This is a genomic window from Nocardioides sp. P4_G10 (genome assembly GCF_056401175.1).
Genome location: NZ_JBFUJV010000004.1, coordinates 1 through 20,440, shown reverse-complemented (window position 1 = coordinate 20,440; position 20,440 = coordinate 1). Strand labels below are relative to the sequence as shown.

Genomic DNA, 20,440 nt, shown 5'->3' with positions numbered 1-20,440 from the left:
ACGCGCCGCTACGGATCAGAAGGTTTGGGGTTCGAATCCCTACAGGCGCGCAGATCAGATCGCGAGAGGCCCGCTTCCCGGACAGGGAGGTGGGCCTTCTCCGTCTCAGGGACCGGCCCGGAGACGGTCCGTCCTCCGCTCGACGGCCTCAGCGGATCCTGCGTGACCGGCGGGCGCCAGGCATGACGAACATCGACATCGCCGCCACACCCGCAAGCACCGCGAACGTGGCGTCGTACGACCCGAGCAGGGCAGCGAACAGCGCGCCCACCCACGGCGCAGACGCCGAGGTAGCCGTGATGGCGCCGGTCAGGATGCCGTTGCGGTGCCCGATGTCGCCCACACCCCACCGGTCCACGACGGCGGTGGCGTGGATGAGGGTGAAGATGCCGCGCACCGTGCCTGAGGCGAACGTCAACACGCACACCAACAGGAACGGTGATTGCCAGACCGCGAGCGCGCCCGTGGTCACGACAACTCCCGCAACCGTTCCGATCGTGCGGGCAGTCGGTCCCAGCCGACTGAACACCGGGCCGTAGAACAGCCGGCCCACCACCTGCCCGACGCCACCCACGCCCAGGGCGGTGGCAGCCTGGGTGGTCGTCAGCCCGTTGCTGGTCAGCAGTGGCACGAGGTTGATGACGACGGCGTGGACGGCGAAGCCGGCCAGCGCCAGGGCGACGACCAGCAGCGTGAAGGCGCGTGCGTCGAACTCGGCCGATGGCTCGGTCGGGCTGCCCTCGTCGCTCGTCGTGTTCGGTGCGCGGGTCGACGTCCACGGTGGGCGGAGCCCCCACGCGTGCAGCGGCACGGTCATCAGGAGCACGGCTGCGAGCGCCGCGTAGGTACCGCGCCACCCCAGCTCGGACAGCAGCAGGGCGGTCAACGGCGCGAAGACGGTCGACGCCAGCCCTGCGACGAGCGTGATGGCGGTCAGCGACCGGACGCGACGCACCGAGTCGTCGCCGCTCCATCCGGTCACAGCGGCGAACGCGGGGGCGTACAGCGTGGCGGACATCGCAGCGCCGGCGAACACCCATCCGGCGAAGAAGCACAGGAGGCTCGGCGCTGCCGCCAGGGCCGCGATCGACGCGACGGCCACGACCGACCCGGCAGTCATCACGACGCGCGGGCCGACCTGGTCGATGCGGCGACCCACCCAGATGCCGCAACCGCCAGAGACCACGAGCGCGAGGGTGAAGGCTGCGACCAGCCAGACCATCGGCCAACCCTCGTCCGCGCTGATGCTGCTGGACAGGACCGGGAAGGCGTAGAAGAGCACGCCCCACGACACGATCTCCGTCACGCACAGCACGGCGACAGCGCGGGACAGCCCCGCGACCGCAGTCGATGCGGACCCGGGGCTGACGAGGCTGGCTCGACCGGCGCCGGCGCCGGCGCCGGTCGCCGGGCGTTGCGTCATCCGCAGCAGCCCGAGCTGCTCTCCTCGTTCGCAGCAGAGGTCACACCCGCGCCGGCCGCAACCGGCGCGCCGATGGTCAGCAGCTGGGGCTCGAGCCGGAGCGGCGTGCCGTCCGCCGGGGCGGGGCCGCAGCACCCTCCGCCGACCCCGGCCAGCGCGACGGCGTCGGGGTCGTCGAACGTGCCGGCTCCATTGCAGACCCCGGTCTCGGGAAGCACCAGGTCGACCCTGTCGGCGGCCTCGAAGTCGCCGTCCAGGGCTGCCACCACCGAGCGGACCTGCTCGTAGCCGGTCATCGCGAGGAACGACGGCGCGCGGCCGTAGGACTTCATCCCCACCAGGAACAGGCCCTGCTCAGGCTGGGCCAGCTCTCGGTGGCCGTGTGGTTGGACGTCGCCACAGCTGTGGTGGTCCGGGTGGATCTGGTCGGCCAGGATGCGCGCGGACCCGAGGGCGGGGTCGAGTTCGAGGCGGACCTCGGACAGGAACGTGAAGTCAGGGCGGAAGCCGGTGACGACGATGACCTCGTCGACGTCGGTGACCTGCTGGCCGTTGACCGAGGCGATGGTGAGGCGGCCGTCAGCCTGGGTGGTCACGGACTCGGTGCGGAACTGGGTCACGTTGGTCACCAGCCCGCTCGCGGCGGCGGCCTTGGCGTCCTGGCCGAGCTTGCCGCGCTGCTCGAGCTGGTCGTTGTCGCCACCTCCGAACGCGTCCCCCACGGACGGGCGGCGCAGCACCCACGACACGCGGGTGGCCGAGGCGGTCCTGGCAACCTGGGCGAGGCCGATGAGGACGCCCTGGGCCGAGGCGCCCCTGCCGGCGACGGCGACGTGCTTGCCTGCGTACCGGGCGGCGACGGCCGGGTCCCGGAAGTCGGGGATGCCGTAGGTGAAGCGGGCGGCGTTCTCCGTCTCACCCAGGGCGGGGTAGCCGTCGGCCCCGAGGGGGTTGGGGCTGGTCCAAGTGCCTGACGCGTCCACGACGGCGCTGGCGAGGAGCCGCTCGCGTCCCAAGGGACCTTCGACGTGCACGGCGAACGAGTCGCCCTCGCGCCCGGAGTCGACCATCAGGTCACGACCGGCACGGCTCACACCCACCACGCGGGCGCCGTAGCGCACCGAGCCGCCATCCAGGCCGTCGAGCAGAGCCGCCAACGGGTGCAGATACGCGTCGCGCCACTCCCCGCCGGTCGGGTAGGCGTCGTCGTCGGGTGCTGCCCACGTGCCGGCGGCGTCCAGCAGACGGCGTGCGGCGGGGTCGACGAGCTCGGACCAGGCCGAGAACAGCCGCACGTGCGACCACTCACCCACCGCGGCGCCGGCATCCGGGCCGACCTCGAGGACGACGAAGTCCATGCCCCGCTCGGCGGCGTTCGCAGCGGCTGCGAGGCCGATGGGACCGGCGCCGATGATGGCAACCGGCAGGGAAGCGGCAGGGGTGGGACTGGCTGAGGTGGTCACGACATCTCCTGGAGCATTGACGGGGATCGATGTAGTGGGACAGTATCGACCTGGGTCGATGAACGCAAGGGTTTCATCGACAGTCTTCGATGTAAGGTTGTGGACGTGACCACCACGACGCAGGACGAGACCATCGCGACGCCCGCGGATGCCCTCGACGGCGCGGCATCCCCGTGTGATGACGCCGCGTGCGGGCCAGCGATCGATGCGCCACTGGTGCTGGACCGCGACGAGGCCGAGACGTTCGCCGGCTGGTTCTCGACTCTGTCCGACCCCACGCGCGTGCGACTGCTCCACGCCGTCTCCACCGCACCGGCCGGGCACATCCGCATCGGCGACCTGGCGCTCGAGCTCGGCATCGGCCAGCCCACCGTCACCCACCACGTGCAGAAGCTCGCCGAGGTCGGGTTCCTCAACGTCGACCGCGTGGGCACCAGCAAGCACGTCTCGGTCAACCCGGCCTGCTGCACGGGCCTCCCGCACGCCGCCGACGTCGTCATGGGCACGCTCGCCGCGCGGCCCTGCTGCCCGGAGGACCTGCCCGCCGACGTCACGACCCGCGCGATGACCGACGACGACCTCCCGGTCGTGCGCGACATCTACGCCGAGGGCATCGCCACCCGCAACGCCACCTTCGAGACCGAAGTGCCCGACCTCGCGACCATGGCGACGAAGTGGCTGCCCGGCCACCGGTGGGTCGCCGAGGCTGACGTCGACGGGGTCACCCGGGTCGTCGGGTGGACGGCGATCTCGCCGGTCTCCGAGCGCGCGTGCTACGCCGGCGTCGGTGAGAGCTCGGTGTACGTCGCTGAGTCGGCCCGCGGTCGCGGCGTGGGCAAGGCGCTGCTCTGGCGCCAGGTCAACGAGGCCGACGCTGGCGGCCTGTGGACGCTGCAGACCTCGGTGTTCCCCGAGAACCGAGCCTCCATCGCGCTGCACCACTCGGCCGGCTACGCCACCCTCGCAGTCCGGTCGCGCATCGCGCAGCTCGACGGAGTGTGGCGGGACACCGTGCTCCTCGAGCGGCGCAAGGACGACTGACCGGCTCCAACCGCCGGCCCGTGGCTCAGGCCAGGACGGACGGCGGCAGCTGGATGTCCGGGTCGAGCTCGACGAGAAGCTGACGTACGCGACCGTCGATGTCGGCGATGATGCGGCGCACCGTCTCCTCGTCCTGACCGCCCGGGTCCGCGACCGGCCAGTCGACGTACGTCACGCCGGGCACGTAGGGGCACTCCTCGCCGCACCCGAGCGTGATGGCCATGACCGAGGCCTCGATGGTCTCCCGGGTCAGCTTGGTCGGCGTCTCGGCCGAGGTGTCGAGGCCGAGCTTCTCCAGCGCGTCGGCGACCTCGGGGTGGATGTGCTCACCGGGTTGAGTTCCGGCCGAGAGGGCGATGACGCGGCCGCCCGCGTAGTGCTCGGTCAGGACGCGTGAGATGACGGAACGGCCGCCGTTGCGGATGCAGGCGAAGACGACCTGCGGGACGTCCGCCGTCTCGACGTGGCTGGCCGGTTCGGAGGTGGCGTGGGTCATCGTCATGCTCCTGCGTCTGAACGTGCGCGTCGGGAAGTGGCGGGGTCTGTGCTGGTGAAGAAGCGGCGTGCCCACAGGCTCACGTAGACCAGCGCGACGAGGACCGGCACCTCGATGAGGGGTCCGACGACCCCGGCCAGTGCCTGGCCGGAGGTGACGCCGAAGACACCGATCGCGACCGCGATGGCGAGCTCGAAGTTGTTGCCCGCTGCGGTGAACGACACGGCGGTGGCGCGTCCGTAGTCGAAGCCGAGGGCCCTGGTGAGCAGCATCGAGCCGCCCCACATGAGCAGGAAGTACACCAGCAGCGGTAGCGCAATGCGGGCGACGTCGAGCGGCTGGTTGGTGATGGTGTCGCCCTGGAGGGCGAACAGCAGCACGATGGTGAACAACAGGCCGTACAGGGCCATGGGGCCGATGCGAGGCAGGAACGTCGACTCGTACCACTCCCGGCCGCGGGCGCGTTCGCCCAGCGTGCGGGTGAGGAAGCCCGCCAACAGCGGGATGCCGAGGAACACCAGCACCGAGACGGCGATGTCCCACATGGACACCTCCAGCGCAGCCTGCTCGAGGCCGAGCCAGCCGGGCAGGACCTCGAGGTAGAAGTAGCCGAGGACGGCGAACGCGACGATCTGGAAGACCGCGTTGAGCGCGACGAGGATGGCCGCCGCCTCCCGGTCCCCGCAGGCCAGGTCGTTCCAGATGAGCACCATCGCGATGCACCGTGCGAGCCCGACGATGATGAGGCCGGTGCGGTACTCCGGCAGGTCCGGCAGCATCAGCCATGCGAGCGTGAACATCAGGGCCGGGCCGAGCACCCAGTTGAGAACGATGGACGTCCCCAGCAGGCGCCGGTCGCCGGTGACGTGGCCGAGCTCGTCGTAGCGGACCTTCGCCAGCACCGGGTACATCATCACCAGCAGGCCGATGGCGATGGGCAGCGACACCGAGCCGACCTCGACGGCCGCCAGGGCGTCGTCCAGTCCCGGGACGAGACGACCGAGCAGCAGCCCGCCGACCATCGCGACACCGATCCACACCGGCAGGAACCGGTCCAGGGTGGAGAGGCGGTGCAGGACGTCGTCGCCTGCCTCCGGCTGCTGGTCGGTGGTCACGGTGTGCTCCTGGGAGTCGTGGCACCAGGGGTGCGGTGGAGGCGAGCGGCGAGGTCGGCCACGCGGCCGGCGATGTCGTCGTACGCGGCATCGAAGGCGGCATCGGTGCCGGCGGCCACGGGGTCTGGCACCGACCAGTGGCTCACGCCCGCCAGGCGCAGCCGTGGGTCGGACGTGGAGTCAGCAGGCACGAGCTCTTCATGGGCGGCGTCGCACACCGTCACGACGTAGTCACCGTCGCGCAGCAGGCCGGCGAGGGACTGGGGCCGCTCCTGGACCAAGGCCAGTCCATGGCGCCGGGCTGCGGCCAGGGCACCGGGGGCGATGGCCGCACCGGGGTGCGTGCCGCCGGACGTGACCGCAATGGGGCTGGCCTCCCGCCAGAGCGCCGCCGCCAGCTGCGAACGCGCCGAGTTCGCAGTGCACACGAACACCACCCGTTCCGCTGCGGCACCAGCTGTCGACGACGCAGCGGGTAGCAGACCGGCCAACCTGCCGCGGTGCACCCGGAGGTACGTGCGGCGCTTGTCCGCGTGCGAGCGGTGCCGGGACACGATGCCGGCGTCCTCCAGGACCTTCAGGTGGTGGGCCAGCAGGTTCGAGGGCAACCCGAGCTCGGCGCGCAGCTCTCCAGGAGACGCGTCGCCGGCGCCGAGCAGGTCGACGATGCGCAGGCGGGCCGGCTCAGCCAAGGCCGACAAGCCCGCCACCCGCCCGTCGAAGTCCATCACCCAAACCATTCGCTCAACAACAATTGAGTCAATCATGGCTGACCAACCAGGCTCCTGCAAGTCCGGTCACGAGCCGGCCCACGCCTCCGACCCCGTTGCTGTCGACCACTGAGGCTGCGGCGCCCAGGGCACGAAGAAGCCGCAGGTCAGGTGCTGACCTGCGGCTCCTGTCGTCGCTCCTGTCGTGCTCCCTAGCGGCGGACCCGGTTTCCGTGGCCGCGCCACGTGAAGTCAGGACGGGTCCTGTCGGCCTTGGCCGACTTCCGGGCCTTGTGCACCTTCGCGCTGAAGGGGTCCTTCGAGGCGGCGAAGTAGTAGACGGCGTAGCTGGCAGCGGCCGAGAGCTCGGTGAGGCTCTTGATCGCTCCCCCTGCCATCGCCCGCTGCGCGGCGTGCTTCTGGGCCTCGGTGCCACCGGGGGCCAGACCCTGGGCGTCGAGCGCCGGGACCCCTGTCATCACCGTGATCAGGTTGTCGCAGAGCTGGTGGTAGCACGGGTCGAACCACGAGCCTGCCGCGCCGCCGTAGACCGCTGCCTCCTCGGCCGTCTTGACTCCCTCGGCGCCGGCGAAGATGCCGCCCGACGGGATCCCGCGCTCGGTGAAGCCCACGTAGTCGGACCGACCGTCGAACGCCCGACGGGAGCTCTCGAGCCCCTGGGCGCTGAACCAGTCGTCGAAGACCTGCTCGACCTTGCCCGAGCCCTCCGGCCCGGTGGGGTTGCCCGGGGCGGCGTTGCCGTCACCGTCGTAGACCCCGCGGATGTAGTTGGCCGACGAGAGCATGTCGTAGTCGAGCATCACGTCGATCTTGTCGACCTCGCTCTGGCTGAGGTTGCTGGCGTAGTAGGACGAGCCGACCAGCCCGTTCTCCTCGGCGCCGAACCACATGAACCGGATCTTGTTGCGGAGCTTGTAGTGCCCCTTGGCCACTTCCTGGGCCTGGGCGAGCAGCGTCGCCGTGCCGGAGCCGTCGTCGTTGATGCCCGGACCCGCAGGCACGGAGTCGAGGTGCGCGCCGACGACGACGACGTGGTTGGGGTCGCCACCACGCGTCTCCGCGATCACCTGCGGCAGGAAACGGTCCGTGAAGCTCCCGTAGACCTTGAAGTCGACCGTCGGGTTCTGCCCCTGCTTGTAGGCCTGGAGCAGCTCGTTGCCGAGGGTGTAGCTGCTGATCACCGCGGCGATCGTCGCCGGGGGGTCGGGCTGGTTGTCGACGAAGATCGGGTTCTGCCGCGCCGGGGTGTTGCCCTCGTTGTAGATGAGCACGCCTGTGGCTCCGGCCGCCTGCGCCAGCGCCCACTTGTCGACGAACGGGCACGTGCCGCGCTGGACGAGCGCGACCTTGCCGGACACACCGGCGTAGTCAGCCGCTGCGCAGCCGCTGGTCGAGCCGCCCGTGGGCGGGTCGACGATGCCGCCGACGGGGAACACGGGAGCGTTCGTGAGCGCCACGGTCGGCGAGTTGGCCATGGTGATGAAGTCGGCGCTGGGCAGGTCGCTGTCCTCGGCGTCGCCGGGGACGTACGTCTTGGGCGTCGGCGTGACCATGTTGAGGACCGGTGGCTGGGTCTCCGCCCAGAACGGGAAGTTGAACTGGTCGACCTCGGGTTGGTAGCCGGCGGCGCGCAGCGTCGACACGACGTAGTCGAGCGACTCCCGGTAGCCGCTCGAGAACACCTCGCGGGTGTCGTTGTTGAGGGACGCGATCTGCTGCAGGGCGACCTGGTGCTCGGTGATCTCCGGGACGGAGACACCCTTCACGAACTTCTTGGCCTGCGGGTCGCTCGGGGTGACACCGTGGGCCGAGTGGCCCGGATGTGCCTTGGTGGTGGTGACGGTCTGGACGGCCCCGGATCCGGATGAGGCGGCCGCGGTGGCGAGCAGGACGGAGGTCGTGCTCGCGATCAACAGCTTGGACGCAGTCTTCATCGCTCCCTCTCGGGCGGCCGGCACACGTGTTCGACCCGATGCCGAAGGCGGTCGGCTGCCAACTTCATGAATCTAGTGACGGGCCGCGGACGCGTGGTATCCCCTCGATGAGGCAACTCGGCGCGGGGTCGCCCGTAGGCTCGGCCGCGTGCCGCCCATCGATGACGCCACCCGACCACGCGTCGCGGGCTCGGTCGAGCTGGAGCCGCGCCAGCGCGCGGCCGGCGACCACCTGCGGATGGTCCACGACCACTTCCGCCACCAGCTGGAGACCCTGACCCGGGCCGTCGACGCCCTCCAGGACGCGTCAGGTGCCGGGGCGAGCCTCGGGGCGAGCGAGGTCGGGGCCGTCCGTGCCGGGATCCACGGGCTGGCGCCGTCGCTGACGGCCCAGCAGGTCTCCGGGCTGTGCGGGCAGGTCTGCCGCTTCCTGACGATGCACCACACCATCGAGGACCAGAACATGTTCCCGGCCGTCGCGACGATGGAGGCGTACGCGCCCGTCGCGGCCCGCCTGGCCGAGGAGCACCTGGTCGTCCACGACCACCTCGAGCGGGTCGACGACCTGGCGGTCGCCGTGCGGACCGACCCCGGTCGGATCGGCGAGCTGGTCACTGCCGTCGCGGACCTCCGGGCCGACCTCGAGTCGCACTTCGCCTACGAGGAGAGCGAGATGTCCGAGCCGCTGGGGCTGATCGGGCTCGGCATCTAGGTGTACCTGGTCCGGGCCCCGACGTGCCTGCCTACGACGGCCGGATGACCGTCCCACGCCAGCGCTGCACGCCGAGGTAGGTCGCCACCGCGAGCAGTCCGACGTAGACATCGTTCTCGAACCACCCGGACACCGTTCGGGGACGGACGGCCGGCTCCGGTCACTCCCCCCAGCGCAGCTGGTAGGCCATCAGGGGCTGGAGCGCGGCGAGCAGGTCGCGCCCGCGCGCCGTGAGCCGGTAGCGCACCTGGACGGGTGTGGTGGGGACGACCTCGCGCTCGACGATGTCGTGCGCCTCGAGCTCGCGGAGCCGGGCGGTGAGCAGCCGGGCCGAGAGTCCGTCGACGGCCGCCTCGACCTCGCCGAACCGCGTCGCGCCCCGCCCGAGGGCCAACATGATCGCGCCGGTCCAGCGACGGCCGACGAACTCCAGGATCGGGGTCGCCTCGCGGCACGTCGCGTCGTCGATGAGGTCGCGGCGGTGCTCGTGCCGGGGGGCGGTGCGGGTCGAGGTCACTTACCCATCGTAAGTCACTTACCCACACTTGTCCGTCGCGCGAGCCCGGCAGATCCTTGGTCCATGCCCGACTACGGCCATCCCCTGCGCTTCGGCTCGTTCCTCACCCCCACGGCCGCGACTCCGCTCCGGCCCGTGCAGCTCACCCTGCTGAGCGAGGAGCTCGGCTACGACCTCGCGACCTTCCAGGACCACCCGTACCAGCCGTCGTTCCTCGACACGTGGACGCTGATGTCGTTCGCGGCCGCGCGCACGAAGAGGATCCACCTCTCCGGCAACGTGCTGAACCTGCCGCTCCGCCAGCCGGCCGTGCTCGCCAAGTCGGTGGCCAGCCTCGACCTGCTCAGCGGCGGCCGCGTCGCGCTCGGGCTCGGCGCAGGCGGCTTCTGGGACGCGATCGAGGCGTACGGCGGCACGCGGCTCACGCCCGGCCAGGCGGTCGACGCCCTGACCGAGGGCATCGAGGTCATCCGCGGCATCTGGGACACCGGCGACCGGTCCGTGCTCGCCGTGGACGGCACCCACCACCACGTGCGAGGTGCGAAGCGCGGGCCGGCGCCCTCCAGGCAGGTGCCGATCTGGCTCGGCGCCCTCAAGCCCCGGATGCTGCGGCTCGTCGGTCGCGTCGCCGACGGCTGGCTGCCCTCGCTCCCCTACCTCCAGCCCGGCGATCTCCAGCGCGGGATGACGACCATCGACGAGGCAGCCCGCGCCGCCGGCCGGGATCCGGCCGAGGTGACCCGGCTGCTCAACGTCGGCGGCGAGGCGACGGCCGACGACCTGGTCCGGCTCGCGGTCGAGGACGGCGTCAGCACCTTCATCGTGATGGGCGACGACGAGGGCGGGCTGCGCCGCTTCGCCGGCCTCTTCGACGAGGTGCACGAGCGGGTCGCGGAGGCCCGCAGCACCAGCGGCACGAAGGAGAGGTCCCGCGTCCGCGGTCCGGCAGCGCTGGCGAGGCGACTGCCCGGCATCGCGTACGACGACCTCCCGGCCGCGCTGGCCGAGCGCGCCGTCGAGCCCGGTGATGCGGCGTACGCCCGCTACCGGTCCGGCTACCTGCGCGGTGGCGCACCCGGCCTGGCCCTGCGGCCGCGGACCGTGCCGGAGGTCCAGGAGGCAGTGGCGTTCGCGCGGGAGCACCGCGAGCTTCCGCTCGGCATCCTCAGCGCCGGTCACGGCATCTCCGGGCGGTCCCTCAACCACGGCGGGCTGGTCATCGACGTCAGCGCGCTGAGCTCGATCGAGGTCCTCGACGTCGAGGCCGGCACGGTCCGCATCGGACCCGGTGCGCGGTGGGGCGACGTCGCCAGGACGCTGTCGCCGCACGGCCTGGCGATCAGCAGCGGCGACTACGGCGGCGTGGGGGTCGGTGGGCTGGCGACCGCGGGCGGGGTGGGCTGGTTCGCTCGCTCGCACGGGCTGACCATCGACCACCTCACCGCGGTCGAGCTCGTGCTCGCCGACGGACGTGTCGTGCGTGCCACTCCCGACGACGAGCCCGACCTCTTCTGGGCCGTGCGCGGGGCGGGGTCGAACTTCGGCATCGCCACGTCCTTCGACTTCACCGCGGCGCGCGTCGGGACGATCGCGTTCGCCCAGCTCGCCTTCGACGCCAGCGACACCGCCACCTTCCTCGAGCGGTGGGGTCGCGCGATCGAGGAGGCCGACCGCACGCTCACCGGCCAGGTCATCCTGGGCCAGCGGCGCGGCGGTCGGAGGATCGCGCAGGCGATGCTCGTCGTCGACGCCGCCGACCCCGAGGCCGTCGTGGAGCGGTTGCAGCCGGTCGCCGAGGTGGCGCCACTCGTGCAGCAGGACGTCGTGCTGACGACGTACGACCAGGTGATGGGGCTGTTCAGCAGCGACGAGCCGCAGCAGGGACAGGGCGAGCCGCACACCCACTCGGGACTGGCGGACCACCTCACGCCCGAGCTGTCCGCGGAGGTGGCCGACCTGCTCGACGCGGGGGTGTCGTACTTCTTCTCGATCCGGGCGGTGGGTGGCGCGGTCAGCGACGTGCCGAGCGACGCGACGGCGTACGCCGGTCGCAGCGCAGCCTTCTCGCTGTCGGGCTTCGGCGCGAGCAGTCGCTTCGACGACGCCTGGGAGCGGCTCGTGCCGCACCTGTCCGGCAGCTACCTCAGCTTCGAGACCGGGATCGGGCCGGTCTGGCTGGAGCGCGCGTTCCCGCCCGCCCACCTCGCGCGGCTGCGCGAGCTCAAGCGGAGGTGGGACCCCACCGGGCTGTTCCGCGACAACTTCTACATCTCGCCGGCCGTCGCCGCGGAGGGACCCGCCGCCTGAGGCGCACGACCGCGGCTGCCTCCTACTCCGACCGCTCCGGGTCGTAGAGCGCGGTCATCCGCCCGTCGGGGTCGAGCCGGGACAGGAGCGCGTCACCGATCTCCTTGAGCTGGCCGAGCTGCTCACGGGTGAGCGGGTCGAGGACGTGGTGCCGCACGGTGTCGACGTGCCCCGGCGCAGCGGCGACCACCGCGTCCCACCCGGCCTCGGTGAGGCGGGCGTTGGTGGCGCGGCCGTCCTCCGGACAGGGGAACCGCTCGACGAGCGCGCGGTCCTCGAGGCGTCGTACGACGTGGGACAGGCGCGGCAGGGTGGCGTTGGTCCGCTGGGCGAGGGCCGTCATGCGCAGGGTCCGGTCGGGAGCCTCCGAGAGCATCGCGAGCACGAGGTACTCGAAGTGGGTCACCCCTGACGAGCTGCGCAGCTGGGTGTCGAGCACCCCCGGGAGCAGCTCGACCACTGCGATCAGGCGCAGCCAGGCCTCGCGCTCGGTCTGGTCGAGCCACTGGGTCTCCATGGGACAAGGATAGCGTTTACTTGACGGAACAACCAATGCGTGTAGAGTGTTACTTGAAGTGACAACCAAATGGTTGCCGCACCACCACCCCCCAGGAGCGCACCATGACGAACCTCAGCATCATCGGCACCGGCAACATGAGCCAGGCCATCGCCTCGATCGCGGCCAAGGGCGGCCACAGCGTCCAGCAGCTCGGCCAGAGCGACGTCGACACCGCCATCACCGGTGACGTCGTCGTCCTCGCCGTCCCCTACCCCGCCGTCGCCGACGTCATCGCCAAGCGCGGCGAGCAGCTCGCCGGCAAGGTCGTCGTCGACATCACCAACCCGCTCGACTTCGAGACCTTCGACGACCTCGTCGTCCCGGCCGACGGCTCCGCCGCCGCCGAGATCGCCGCCGCCCTGCCGGACTCCAAGGTCCTCAAGGCCTTCAACACCACCTTCGCGGGCACCCTCGCCTCCAGCACCGTGGGCCCGCTGACCACCACGGTCCTGATCGCCGGTGACAACGCCGACGCCAAGGCCACCCTCGCCGGGATCGTCACCTCCGGTGGCGTCAACGCCATCGACGCCGGATCGCTCAAGCGAGCCCGCGAGCTCGAGGCCCTCGGCTTCCTGCAGCTCACCCTCGCCGCGAACGAGAAGGTCTCCTGGACCGGCGGCTTCGGCGTCGCCGCCTGACCGGCACGTCCCGACAGCCCACCGAGAACCCGCCAACCCACCGCACCACCAGAGGAAGCGCACCATGACCGTCAACGCCGTCCGCCTCAACCACGCCGTCCTGTACGTGTCGGACCTGGAGCAGAGCATCTCCTTCTACTCCCGGGCGTTCGGCATGACGGTGATGGCGCGCGAGCCCCGCGCGAACGCCGCCTTCTTGAGGCTCCCCCGCTCGGGCAACCACCACGACCTCGGCCTGTTCGGGGTCGGCGCCCAGCCGCCGCGGCCCCGCGGCGGGCTGGGGCTCTACCACCTCGCCTGGCAGGTCGACACGATCGACGAGCTCGAGCAGGCCCGCCTCACGCTGGCCGAGCTCGACGCCTACACCGGCGAGTCGAGCCACGGTGCCACCAAGAGCATCTACGGCAAGGACCCGGACGGCAACGAGTTCGAGGTGATGTGGATGCTGCCCCGCGCCGAGTGGGGCGCTTTCGCCGACGCGGCGCCCGTCGAGCGCCTCGACCTCCCCGGCGACGTACGCCGCTGGGGCGGGGTCCGCACCGCCGGCGAGCTGGTCCCGCTGGCCGAGGACGACGTGCGATGAGCTCGGGTCCTTTCGCCCCACCGGTGGTCGCGGTGCACGGCTCCACCGACCCGACGGCGCCGCTGGTCGTGCTGCTGCACGGCCGCGGCTCCGACGAGGCACAGATCCTCGGCCTCGCCGCGCACCTGCCGGCCGGGCCGGCGTACGCCGCGGTGCGGGCGCCGATCGCCGAGGGCGGCGGCTACGCGTGGTTCGCCAACCGCGGCATCGGGCGCCCGGTCGAGGAGTCGCTGCGCAGCACGATGGACTGGTTCCGCAGCTGGCTCGACGAGGTCGCGCCCGCGGGACGTCCCGTGCTCCTCGTGGGCTTCAGCGGGGGCGCGGCCTTCGCCGGCGGCCTCGTGCTCGACGACCCGGCCCGGTTCGCCGGGGCCGCGATCCTCTACGGCACCCTCCCCTTCGAGGCGGGCCTCGCGACCGACCCCGGACGACTGGCCCACCTGCCGGTCTTCGTCGCCCAGGGCGAGGGCGACCACGTCATCCCCCGCGAGCTCCTCGACCGGACCTGGCTCTACCTGCTGTCCGAGTCGGGCGCCCCGACCGTCGCCCACCGCGGGCGGGGCGGCCACCAGCTCACCGCCGACGCCGTCCACCAGCTCGGCGACTGGATCTCCCACCGCCTGACCCACGTGACCGAGCTCGGCGCCACCCCGGCCGGCCTGCGGTCGGACGTCCGCTGGGCCACGCTGCCCGACGGCGAGCTGCCGCAGCGGGCGGGCACCCGCCCCGAGGTGAGCTGGACCATCCCGCAGCAGCAGGAGTCCCAGAACGCCCCGGCGCACCTGCAGGAGCGGCTCTTCGACGAGCTCCGCACCCTGGCCGGTGTGGAGGTCGGTCCGTCCCGCATCTCCGTGCCCGGCGCGCGAGGGCTCACCCTCCGCGAGGGCTCGCCCGACCCGCAGGCGTGGCTGGTGCCGCAGGTCGGCGAGTTCGCGCACCTGCACCCGGAGCACGACGGGTCGATGCACCTCGTCCTGCCGCCCGACCTGGCCGCCGACCTCGTCACCCAGGGCTGGGGCCGGCCGCACATGTGGGCGGGATCGCGCCTCTCCCCCGGCTTCGTGATGGTCTTCGGACCGCGCGACGAAGCCGAGCTCGCCATCGTCCTCGGCATCGTGGCTGCCAGCCACGCCTACGCGACCGCCGCGTGACGTACGTCGAGGGGCTCGTGGCCCACTGACCTAGGCAGTTCGCCGGGCGCGACCCCGCCGCCCCGCTCAGTCCCGCCTGGCTGGCGTCGAACTGCCTACGTTGGTCAGTGCAGCAGTGGGCCGTGCGCCTTCCCGCCATGCGCGTGGCGGGCGGTGGTGCCGCGTTGCTCGCGGTTCGCCCCGATCAGGAAGATGCCCATGCCGACCAGGAAGAGCGCTGCCATGGCGAAGAACACGAGCGCGATCGACGTGGGCGACCAGTCGTGCTGGGCGTACTGGTGGGTGAGCATCGGGACCTCCAGGGCTCGTCGGACCTCCAGCGTGCGCCGACCGGCCCCGTCGACGTCAGGCCCGAAGGACCCGCTCGACGGGGCCGGACGACCCGGGCCTCCCTAGCGGTCGAGCAGCGGACGGCCCGGGTCCCAGGTCGTCCCGTCGCGCTCGTCGCGCCGCTTGCGGGCGATCGCCGAGAGGGCCTCGAGGACCACACGGTTGGCCAGGGCGGCGGTGATGTCGGCGTGGTCGTAGGGCGGGCTGACCTCCACCACGTCGATCCCGACGACGGGCAGCTCGAGGCAGATCCGTCGTACGGAGTCGAGCAGCTCGCGCGCCGTCAGCCCACCGGGCTCCGGCGTGCCGGTCCCGGGCGCGTGGCCAGGGTCGCAGACGTCGATGTCGACGGAGAGGAAGACCCCGTCGCACTCGTCGGTCGCGATGCCGAAGGCCTCGGTCAGGCACTCCGTCAGCCCGCGGTGCACGATCTCGGTCATCTCGTAGGACCGCATGCGCTCCGCGGCCATCCAGTCGAGGGTCTCCGGACCGGGCCAGTAGCCGCGGAGCCCCACTTGGAGGAACCGGTCGCCGCGCAGCGCTCCCGACTCGATGAGCCGGCGCATCGGCTGGCCGTGCCCCCACAGCGAGCCGAACTCGATGTCGCCGGTGTCGGCGTGCGCGTCGAAGTGGATCATCGACACGCGGCCGTGGCCGAGCACGTTGGCCACGCCCTTGGCGTCGGGGTAGGCGATCGAGTGGTCGCCGCCGAGCACGACCGGGATCGCGCCTGCGCGGGTCACCTTCTCGACGGCCGCCTCGAGCCGCCCGAGGGTGGTCTCGATGTCGCCGGGCGGCAGCTCGACGTCGCCGGCGTCGACGACCTTGAGGTCCTGCAGCGCGTCGGTGCGCAGCGCCAGCGAGGGCCGCGAGCCGTCGTGCGGCAGGTAGTCGGTCATCCGGATGGCCTGCGGGCCGAAGCGCGTGCCCGGCCGGTGCGACGTGCCACCGTCGAACGGCGCCCCGACGACCACGACGTCCGCGTCGGCGTACGTCGCCTCGTCGTCGAGGTCGCACGCCGGGACGCCGAGGAAGGTGATGTCGGGGCCGAACTGAGCGCCGTAGCGTGCCATGGGCCGACTCTAGGGTCTGACCCGCACGACAGGCCCGGACGCACGCGTCCGGGCCCGTCGGGTCGTGGCTGCTACGGCCGGGGCAGCACGAACGGGACCGACTGGCCCGCGGTGACGGTGATCGTCTCGCCGCGGCGTCGGGTGATCGTGCCGTTGGCGTAGGTCTCGCCCCTGACGTCGTCGAACACGCGCGGCGGCTGCCCTGCCCGCAGCGTCGCGAGCGGCGCGTCGGTCTCGTCGAGCCAGGCGATCAGCTTCTGGCCGAGGCGGTGCACCTGGCCGGGCCGGTCGGCCGCGAGGTCGGTGGTCTCGCCGATGTCGGTCGTCAGGTCGTAGAGCTCGAAGGAGCCGTCGGTGTACTCGTAGTAGAGCTTCCAGCGGCCGTCGCGGACGCTCGAGAACGGTCGCGACTGCACCTGGCCGCCGAACCGGACGTAGCCGGGGACGTGGTGGAAGTGGTCGCGGTTGATCGTCGTGCCCTTGCTGAAGGCCGGCTTCAGGTCGACGCCGTCGAGCGGGACACCAGCGGGCAGCTCGGCCTGCGCGTAGGACGCGAGCGTCGTGTAGAGGTCGGTGCTGTTGACGATCGTCTCGTTGGTGCGCCCGCCGCCGCGGACGAGGTCGGAGCCACCGCTCCACACGATCCACGGCACGCGCACGCCACCCTCGTACATGAACCCCTTGTCCTCACGGAGCGGGCCGTTCCAGGCGCCCGCCTCGATCGGGTCCTCCTCGCCGCCGTTGTCGGAGGTGAAGATGACGAGCGTGTTGTCGGCGAGCGGCTTGCCGCCGTTGCGCGGGTCGGGGGTGGTCTCGAGGTAGTCGACGATGCGGGCCACCGACTGGTCGACAGCCTCGGTCAGCGCGGCGTACGACGGCTTCGCGGGGGCCGACCCCGGCGCCTTCGCGCGGTACTTTGCGAGCAGGTCGGAACGGGCCTGGGCGTCGTTGACCGGGAAGTGCGGCGCGAACTCGCTGACGAAGGCGAAGAAGGGCTCGTCCTTGCTGCGGTCGATGAAGTCGATGGCCGCATCGGTCTGCGCGTCGGTCACGTGCTTGTCGGTGCCGACCAGGGCGTCGAGCTGGGCCTCGCTCACACCGTGGCTGTAGGGCGCGATGTTCGCGTCGACGTAGTCCTGGGTGTAGTCCGCCGCGAACTGGTCGAGGCTCGGCGAGACCGAGTCGTTGAACTGGTCGTTCGTCGCGAAGTAGTAGGTGGCGTGCGAGTTCTGGCTTCCCCCCCAGTTCTCGTCGAAGCCGTGGCTCGCGACGATCTCGTCCGCGGAACCGGCCACGTGGAACTTGCCGGAGTAGCCGGTGGCGTAGCCGGCGCCCTGCAGGGTCTCGCCTATGGTCGGGTAGCCGACCGGGACCGCCGAGCGGCCGTCCTCGGGCCGACCGTGCGGCGCCCCGAGCAGGGGGTCGCCCGCCTGGCCGGCGATCCCGCTCACCGCGTAGGTGTTGTTGGTCGGGCGGGTGGCGTACTGGCCGGTGTGGAGCGCGGTGCGGGTGGGGCTGCACTGCACGGAGGCGTACGCCTCGGTGAAGCTCTGCCCCTCCGCCGCGAGCCGGTCGAGCTGCGGGGTCTCGTTGAAGTCGTTGGCGTAGCCGCCGTTGGGCAGGCCGCTGCTGAGGTCGGCCCAGCCGAGGTCGTCGGCCATGACGAAGACGAGGTTGGGGCGCGGCGCCTGCGACGAGGCCGGCTTGGCGGGCGCGGCGCTGGCGGTGCCGGCCTGCGTGCCGCCGAGGGCGGGGGCGACGCTGGCCAGGGTGAGGACGGCTGGCGCGGCGATCGCCGTGAGCAGCTTCCGAGATGGCATGTGGTTCCTTCCGGAGTGATTAAGTCAACTGACCCTATCGACTTACTCTGGCCCGTCCTGTGTAGCGTCCGTCCCATGACCACCGAACCGGCCTCCTGCTGCGCGCCGACGGCCGGCCGCACCGACCCCGGTGCCGCGTCGTCGGAGGTCCGGAGCGGCGGGCGCAGCACCCGCGGCCAGGTCCAGATCCCGGGATCGACGTTCTGGATGGGCGACAGCCACGGTGACGGCTACGTCGCCGACGGGGAGGGCCCCGTGCACGCGGTCCGCGTCTCGCCGTACCTCATCGACACCAAGGCCGTGACCAACGCGCAGTTCGCCACCTTCGTGAAGGCCACGGGCCACGTGACCGAGGCGGAGCGCGACGGCGTGTCCGCGGTGTTCCACCTCGCCGTGCAGGCCGCGCCGGCCGACGTCCTGCAGCGGGCCGCCGGCGTGCCGTGGTGGCTGGCCGTGCGGGGTGCCGACTGGCGCCACCCGGCCGGGCCGCTCTCGGACATCGGCGACCTGCAGAACCACCCGGTCGTGCACGTCTCCTGGCGTGACGCCCAGGCCTACTGCCGCTGGGCCGGCAAGCGGCTGCCGACCGAGGCCGAGTGGGAGCACGCTGCCCGCGGCGGCCTCGACCGCGCGCGCTACCCCTGGGGCGACGAGCTCACCCACGGCGGCCGCTGGCGCTGCAACATCTGGCAGGGCGACTTCCCCCGGCACAACACGCTCGAGGACGGGCATCTCACGACCGCGCCAGCGACCGCGTTCCAGCCCAACCGCTACGGACTGCACAACACCGTCGGCAACGTGTGGGAGTGGTGCCAGGACGCGTTCCGCCCGACGGAGTACGCCGACCGCGCCGGGGAGGACCCGGTCGTCGACCCGATCGCGGCGGAGCCGGACGACACGGCCGACGGCCTCGTCAGCCGGGTCATGCGCGGCGGGTCCTACCTCTGCCACGACAGCTACTGCAACCGATACCGCGTCGCGGCGCGCTCCTCGAACACCGCCGAGTCCTCCTCGGGCAACATCGGCTTCCGCTGCGCCAACGACGCCTGACCGCTCCGGCTACCAGTCCCCGAGCGCCGCGAACCGCTCGCCGATGAGCCGGTGGGTGGCGGAGTCGGGGTGGAGATTGTCGGGCAGCGGCAGCCGCTCGGCGTCCGCCGGGCCGTAGAGCGCGAGCCCGTCGACGTACGACAGGTGGGGGTCGTCGCGCCGCTCGACGACCTGGGCGAGCACCTCGCGCACCACCTCGAGGGTCAGCGCTCCTCGAGCCACCGCCTCCGGGTCGCCGGTGGCGACGAAGGCGACCCGGCCCTCGGCGAGCGCCTGCATGTCGGGTCCGGTCGGTCCGGGCACGCTCTCGTGGATGCCGCAGAAGACGGACGAGACGAGACGGATCGGCGTGGTGGGGTGGCCGTCGCAGATCGTGTCGAGCCAGCCGTGAAGGGCCGGCCCCAGGGCGCGACGGCGCATCAGGTCCTGGTTGACCAGGTTGATCCCGAGCTTGAGGCTGATCACGTCGGCCGGGGTGTCGCGGATGGTGCGGGCGACGAACGGGTCCAGCAGGGCGCTGCCGCCGAGGCCGAGGTTGACCAGGTCGAGCCCCGCCAGCCGGGCGGCGACGACCGGCCACGGCTCGGTCGGGTGGACCGCGACGGAGCCGTGGCTGACGGAGCTGCCGTGGTGCACCCAGCGGCGACGGTCGTCCACGACCGGGGCCACCGGGGCGTCCGCCCGGAGGGCGATCAGCTCGGTCTGCTCGTCGTGGGGCAGCCAGACCTCGACGTCCGCCTCGCCCGCGGGCAGCGCGATGACGAGGGTCGTCGGCTCTCCGGCGGTGAAGGTGCTGGCACCGGTCATCATGTCGACGTCGAGCACGTTGCCGCCGGGCGCCTGCTGACGGTCGACGAGCTCGCCGCCGACCAGCACGTCGTACCAGCCGTCGGGCCGCGCCGGGGCGCCGACGTAGCGCCGCTTGGTGGGCAGCACGTCGAGCTCGAGGCGGGTGGCCGCGGTGCGCAGCGCGAGGCGTACGCCGGCGGGCTGGGCCTCGACGAGGTGGAGCTGCGGGTCGTCGGACTGGCGCCGCGCCCACGCGGGCAGCCGGTGGGGCAGCAGGCCGCGGCCGGTGCGCTCGAGCTCGAGGGCCCCCTTCACGAGGGCAGCCAGGGCGTCGAGGGACAGGTCGGTCATCGGGTCTCCCAGGAGCGGAGCAGGGTGTCGAGGCCGTCGATCACGCGCTCCCACGTGTCGTCGGACGCGGGCGCGGACGGCCCGCCGTGGCTGAAGGCGCCGGCCGCTTCGAGCGCGGCGTAGCCGTGGAACGTGGCGCCGAGCAGGCGCACGGCGTGTGTCTCGTCGTCGCCGGACAGGGCGTAGCCCCGCAGCGCGGCGCGCGACAGCTCGGCGTGGCGCGGGCCGGCACTGGCGGCCGCGGTCGACGCGTCGAGCGGCAGCCGGGTGGCGGCGTAGCGGCCGGGGTGCCGGCGGGCGTAGCCGCGCCAGACGCCGCCGACGGCCGCCAGCGCGGAGCGTCCGCTGACCCCGGCC

General features: G+C 72.2%; 20 protein-coding genes. 7 read left to right on the top strand and 13 right to left on the bottom strand.

The window, feature by feature from the left end; all coding sequences use genetic code 11:
• Positions 1-148: 148 nt before the first annotated feature.
• Both AC1DP1_RS07235 and AC1DP1_RS07230 read right to left on the bottom strand, forming a co-directional pair.
• Positions 149-1,423 (bottom strand): MFS transporter, encoded by a 1,275-nt coding sequence (locus AC1DP1_RS07235; RefSeq protein WP_477506289.1) that lies wholly within the window; start codon positions 1,421-1,423, stop codon positions 149-151.
• Positions 1,420-2,886: an NAD(P)-binding protein gene (locus AC1DP1_RS07230; protein ID WP_477506288.1), complete on the bottom strand. Its 1,467-nt coding sequence runs from the start codon at positions 2,884-2,886 to the stop codon at positions 1,420-1,422. The genes AC1DP1_RS07235 and AC1DP1_RS07230 overlap by 4 nt, the downstream gene beginning before the upstream one ends.
• 105 nt (positions 2,887-2,991) lie before the next feature.
• On the opposite strand from AC1DP1_RS07230, the gene AC1DP1_RS07225 reads away from it, so the two are divergent.
• A complete protein-coding gene (locus AC1DP1_RS07225; protein ID WP_477506287.1) occupies positions 2,992-3,927 on the top strand; it encodes a helix-turn-helix domain-containing GNAT family N-acetyltransferase in 936 nt (311 codons plus the stop codon).
• A 25-nt stretch (positions 3,928-3,952) separates the two neighbouring features.
• On the opposite strand, the gene AC1DP1_RS07220 is transcribed toward AC1DP1_RS07225, so the two are convergent.
• The 4 genes from AC1DP1_RS07220 to AC1DP1_RS07205 form a co-directional block, all read right to left on the bottom strand.
• Positions 3,953-4,423, bottom strand: a complete 471-nt coding sequence (locus tag AC1DP1_RS07220) for an arsenate-mycothiol transferase ArsC (protein WP_477506286.1) — start codon at positions 4,421-4,423, stop codon at positions 3,953-3,955.
• 2 nt (positions 4,424-4,425) lie between these two features.
• Positions 4,426-5,538: an ACR3 family arsenite efflux transporter gene (gene arsB / locus AC1DP1_RS07215; RefSeq protein ID WP_477506285.1), complete on the bottom strand. Its 1,113-nt coding sequence runs from the start codon at positions 5,536-5,538 to the stop codon at positions 4,426-4,428.
• Positions 5,535-6,266 (bottom strand): arsenate reductase/protein-tyrosine-phosphatase family protein, encoded by a 732-nt coding sequence (locus AC1DP1_RS07210; RefSeq protein WP_477506284.1) that lies wholly within the window; start codon positions 6,264-6,266, stop codon positions 5,535-5,537. The genes arsB and AC1DP1_RS07210 overlap by 4 nt, the downstream gene beginning before the upstream one ends.
• Before the next feature lie 194 nt (positions 6,267-6,460).
• Positions 6,461-8,203: a M28 family metallopeptidase gene (locus AC1DP1_RS07205; RefSeq protein ID WP_477506283.1), complete on the bottom strand. Its 1,743-nt coding sequence runs from the start codon at positions 8,201-8,203 to the stop codon at positions 6,461-6,463.
• A gap of 148 nt (positions 8,204-8,351) precedes the next feature.
• Here AC1DP1_RS07205 and AC1DP1_RS07200 point away from each other — a divergent pair, with 148 nt between their 5' ends.
• Positions 8,352-8,915, top strand: coding sequence for a hemerythrin domain-containing protein (locus tag AC1DP1_RS07200; protein ID WP_477506282.1), 564 nt, complete (start codon positions 8,352-8,354; stop codon positions 8,913-8,915).
• Positions 8,916-9,075: 160 nt separating this feature from the next.
• Here the strand turns inward: AC1DP1_RS07200 and AC1DP1_RS07195 are convergent, their stop codons facing one another.
• Positions 9,076-9,432: a winged helix-turn-helix transcriptional regulator gene (locus AC1DP1_RS07195; RefSeq protein ID WP_457190973.1), complete on the bottom strand. Its 357-nt coding sequence runs from the start codon at positions 9,430-9,432 to the stop codon at positions 9,076-9,078.
• A gap of 63 nt (positions 9,433-9,495) precedes the next feature.
• On the opposite strand from AC1DP1_RS07195, the gene AC1DP1_RS07190 reads away from it, so the two are divergent.
• Positions 9,496-11,739: an LLM class flavin-dependent oxidoreductase gene (locus AC1DP1_RS07190; RefSeq protein ID WP_477506281.1), complete on the top strand. Its 2,244-nt coding sequence runs from the start codon at positions 9,496-9,498 to the stop codon at positions 11,737-11,739.
• Positions 11,740-11,761: 22 nt separating this feature from the next.
• Here AC1DP1_RS07190 and AC1DP1_RS07185 read toward each other — a convergent pair whose 3' ends face one another.
• The gene (locus AC1DP1_RS07185) at positions 11,762-12,256 is read right to left on the bottom strand and encodes a MarR family winged helix-turn-helix transcriptional regulator (RefSeq protein WP_477506280.1); all 495 of its coding nucleotides are present in this window, start codon (positions 12,254-12,256) and stop codon (positions 11,762-11,764) included.
• 104 nt (positions 12,257-12,360) lie between these two features.
• On the opposite strand from AC1DP1_RS07185, the gene AC1DP1_RS07180 reads away from it, so the two are divergent.
• The 3 genes from AC1DP1_RS07180 to AC1DP1_RS07170 all read left to right on the top strand — a co-directional run bounded on the left by AC1DP1_RS07180 (position 12,361) and on the right by AC1DP1_RS07170 (position 14,670).
• On the top strand, positions 12,361-12,936 hold the full coding sequence (locus AC1DP1_RS07180; protein WP_477506279.1) for an NADPH-dependent F420 reductase: 576 nt from the start codon (positions 12,361-12,363) through the stop codon (positions 12,934-12,936).
• Positions 12,937-13,000: 64 nt separating this feature from the next.
• Entirely contained in the window at positions 13,001-13,519 is a 519-nt protein-coding gene (locus AC1DP1_RS07175; protein WP_477506278.1) for a VOC family protein, read from the top strand.
• Entirely contained in the window at positions 13,516-14,670 is a 1,155-nt protein-coding gene (locus AC1DP1_RS07170; protein ID WP_477506277.1) for a luciferase domain-containing protein, read from the top strand. Before AC1DP1_RS07175 ends, AC1DP1_RS07170 begins: the two co-directional genes overlap by 4 nt.
• Before the next feature lie 104 nt (positions 14,671-14,774).
• On the opposite strand, the gene AC1DP1_RS07165 is transcribed toward AC1DP1_RS07170, so the two are convergent.
• The 3 genes from AC1DP1_RS07165 to AC1DP1_RS07155 form a co-directional block, all read right to left on the bottom strand.
• On the bottom strand, positions 14,775-14,960 hold the full coding sequence (locus AC1DP1_RS07165) for a hypothetical protein (RefSeq protein ID WP_477506276.1): 186 nt from the start codon (positions 14,958-14,960) through the stop codon (positions 14,775-14,777).
• Positions 14,961-15,062: 102 nt separating this feature from the next.
• Positions 15,063-16,073, bottom strand: a complete 1,011-nt coding sequence (speB, locus tag AC1DP1_RS07160) for an agmatinase (RefSeq protein ID WP_477506275.1) — start codon at positions 16,071-16,073, stop codon at positions 15,063-15,065.
• Positions 16,074-16,144: 71 nt separating this feature from the next.
• Positions 16,145-17,893 carry a sulfatase gene (locus tag AC1DP1_RS07155; RefSeq protein ID WP_477506274.1) on the bottom strand — a complete coding sequence of 583 codons (1,749 nt, stop codon included), beginning with the start codon at positions 17,891-17,893 and terminating at the stop codon, positions 16,145-16,147.
• Positions 17,894-17,968: 75 nt separating this feature from the next.
• Here AC1DP1_RS07155 and AC1DP1_RS07150 point away from each other — a divergent pair, with 75 nt between their 5' ends.
• On the top strand, positions 17,969-18,943 hold the full coding sequence (locus AC1DP1_RS07150) for a formylglycine-generating enzyme family protein (RefSeq protein WP_477506273.1): 975 nt from the start codon (positions 17,969-17,971) through the stop codon (positions 18,941-18,943).
• A 9-nt stretch (positions 18,944-18,952) separates the two neighbouring features.
• Here AC1DP1_RS07150 and AC1DP1_RS07145 read toward each other — a convergent pair whose 3' ends face one another.
• A complete protein-coding gene (locus AC1DP1_RS07145) occupies positions 18,953-20,083 on the bottom strand; it encodes an SGNH/GDSL hydrolase family protein (protein ID WP_477506272.1) in 1,131 nt (376 codons plus the stop codon).
• On the bottom strand, positions 20,080-20,440 hold a 361-nt coding region (locus AC1DP1_RS07140; RefSeq protein WP_477506271.1), incomplete at its 5' end, for a TetR-like C-terminal domain-containing protein. The genes AC1DP1_RS07140 and AC1DP1_RS07145, both read right to left, overlap by 4 nt.

Coding starts and splice junctions, on each gene's coding strand:
- AC1DP1_RS07190 (WP_477506281.1), top strand. CDS start 9,496: ATGCCCGACTACGGCCATCCCCTGCGCTTCGGCTCGTTCCTCACCCCC.
- AC1DP1_RS07170 (WP_477506277.1), top strand. CDS start 13,516: ATGAGCTCGGGTCCTTTCGCCCCACCGGTGGTCGCGGTGCACGGCTCC.
- AC1DP1_RS07175 (WP_477506278.1), top strand. CDS start 13,001: ATGACCGTCAACGCCGTCCGCCTCAACCACGCCGTCCTGTACGTGTCG.
- speB (WP_477506275.1), bottom strand. CDS start 16,073: ATGGCACGCTACGGCGCTCAGTTCGGCCCCGACATCACCTTCCTCGGC.
- AC1DP1_RS07185 (WP_477506280.1), bottom strand. CDS start 12,256: ATGGAGACCCAGTGGCTCGACCAGACCGAGCGCGAGGCCTGGCTGCGC.
- AC1DP1_RS07205 (WP_477506283.1), bottom strand. CDS start 8,203: ATGAAGACTGCGTCCAAGCTGTTGATCGCGAGCACGACCTCCGTCCTG.
- AC1DP1_RS07150 (WP_477506273.1), top strand. CDS start 17,969: ATGACCACCGAACCGGCCTCCTGCTGCGCGCCGACGGCCGGCCGCACC.
- AC1DP1_RS07145 (WP_477506272.1), bottom strand. CDS start 20,083: ATGACCGACCTGTCCCTCGACGCCCTGGCTGCCCTCGTGAAGGGGGCC.
- AC1DP1_RS07165 (WP_477506276.1), bottom strand. CDS start 14,960: ATGCTCACCCACCAGTACGCCCAGCACGACTGGTCGCCCACGTCGATC.
- AC1DP1_RS07220 (WP_477506286.1), bottom strand. CDS start 4,423: ATGACCCACGCCACCTCCGAACCGGCCAGCCACGTCGAGACGGCGGAC.
- AC1DP1_RS07210 (WP_477506284.1), bottom strand. CDS start 6,266: ATGGACTTCGACGGGCGGGTGGCGGGCTTGTCGGCCTTGGCTGAGCCG.
- AC1DP1_RS07235 (WP_477506289.1), bottom strand. CDS start 1,423: ATGACGCAACGCCCGGCGACCGGCGCCGGCGCCGGCGCCGGTCGAGCC.
- AC1DP1_RS07180 (WP_477506279.1), top strand. CDS start 12,361: ATGACGAACCTCAGCATCATCGGCACCGGCAACATGAGCCAGGCCATC.
- AC1DP1_RS07155 (WP_477506274.1), bottom strand. CDS start 17,893: ATGCCATCTCGGAAGCTGCTCACGGCGATCGCCGCGCCAGCCGTCCTC.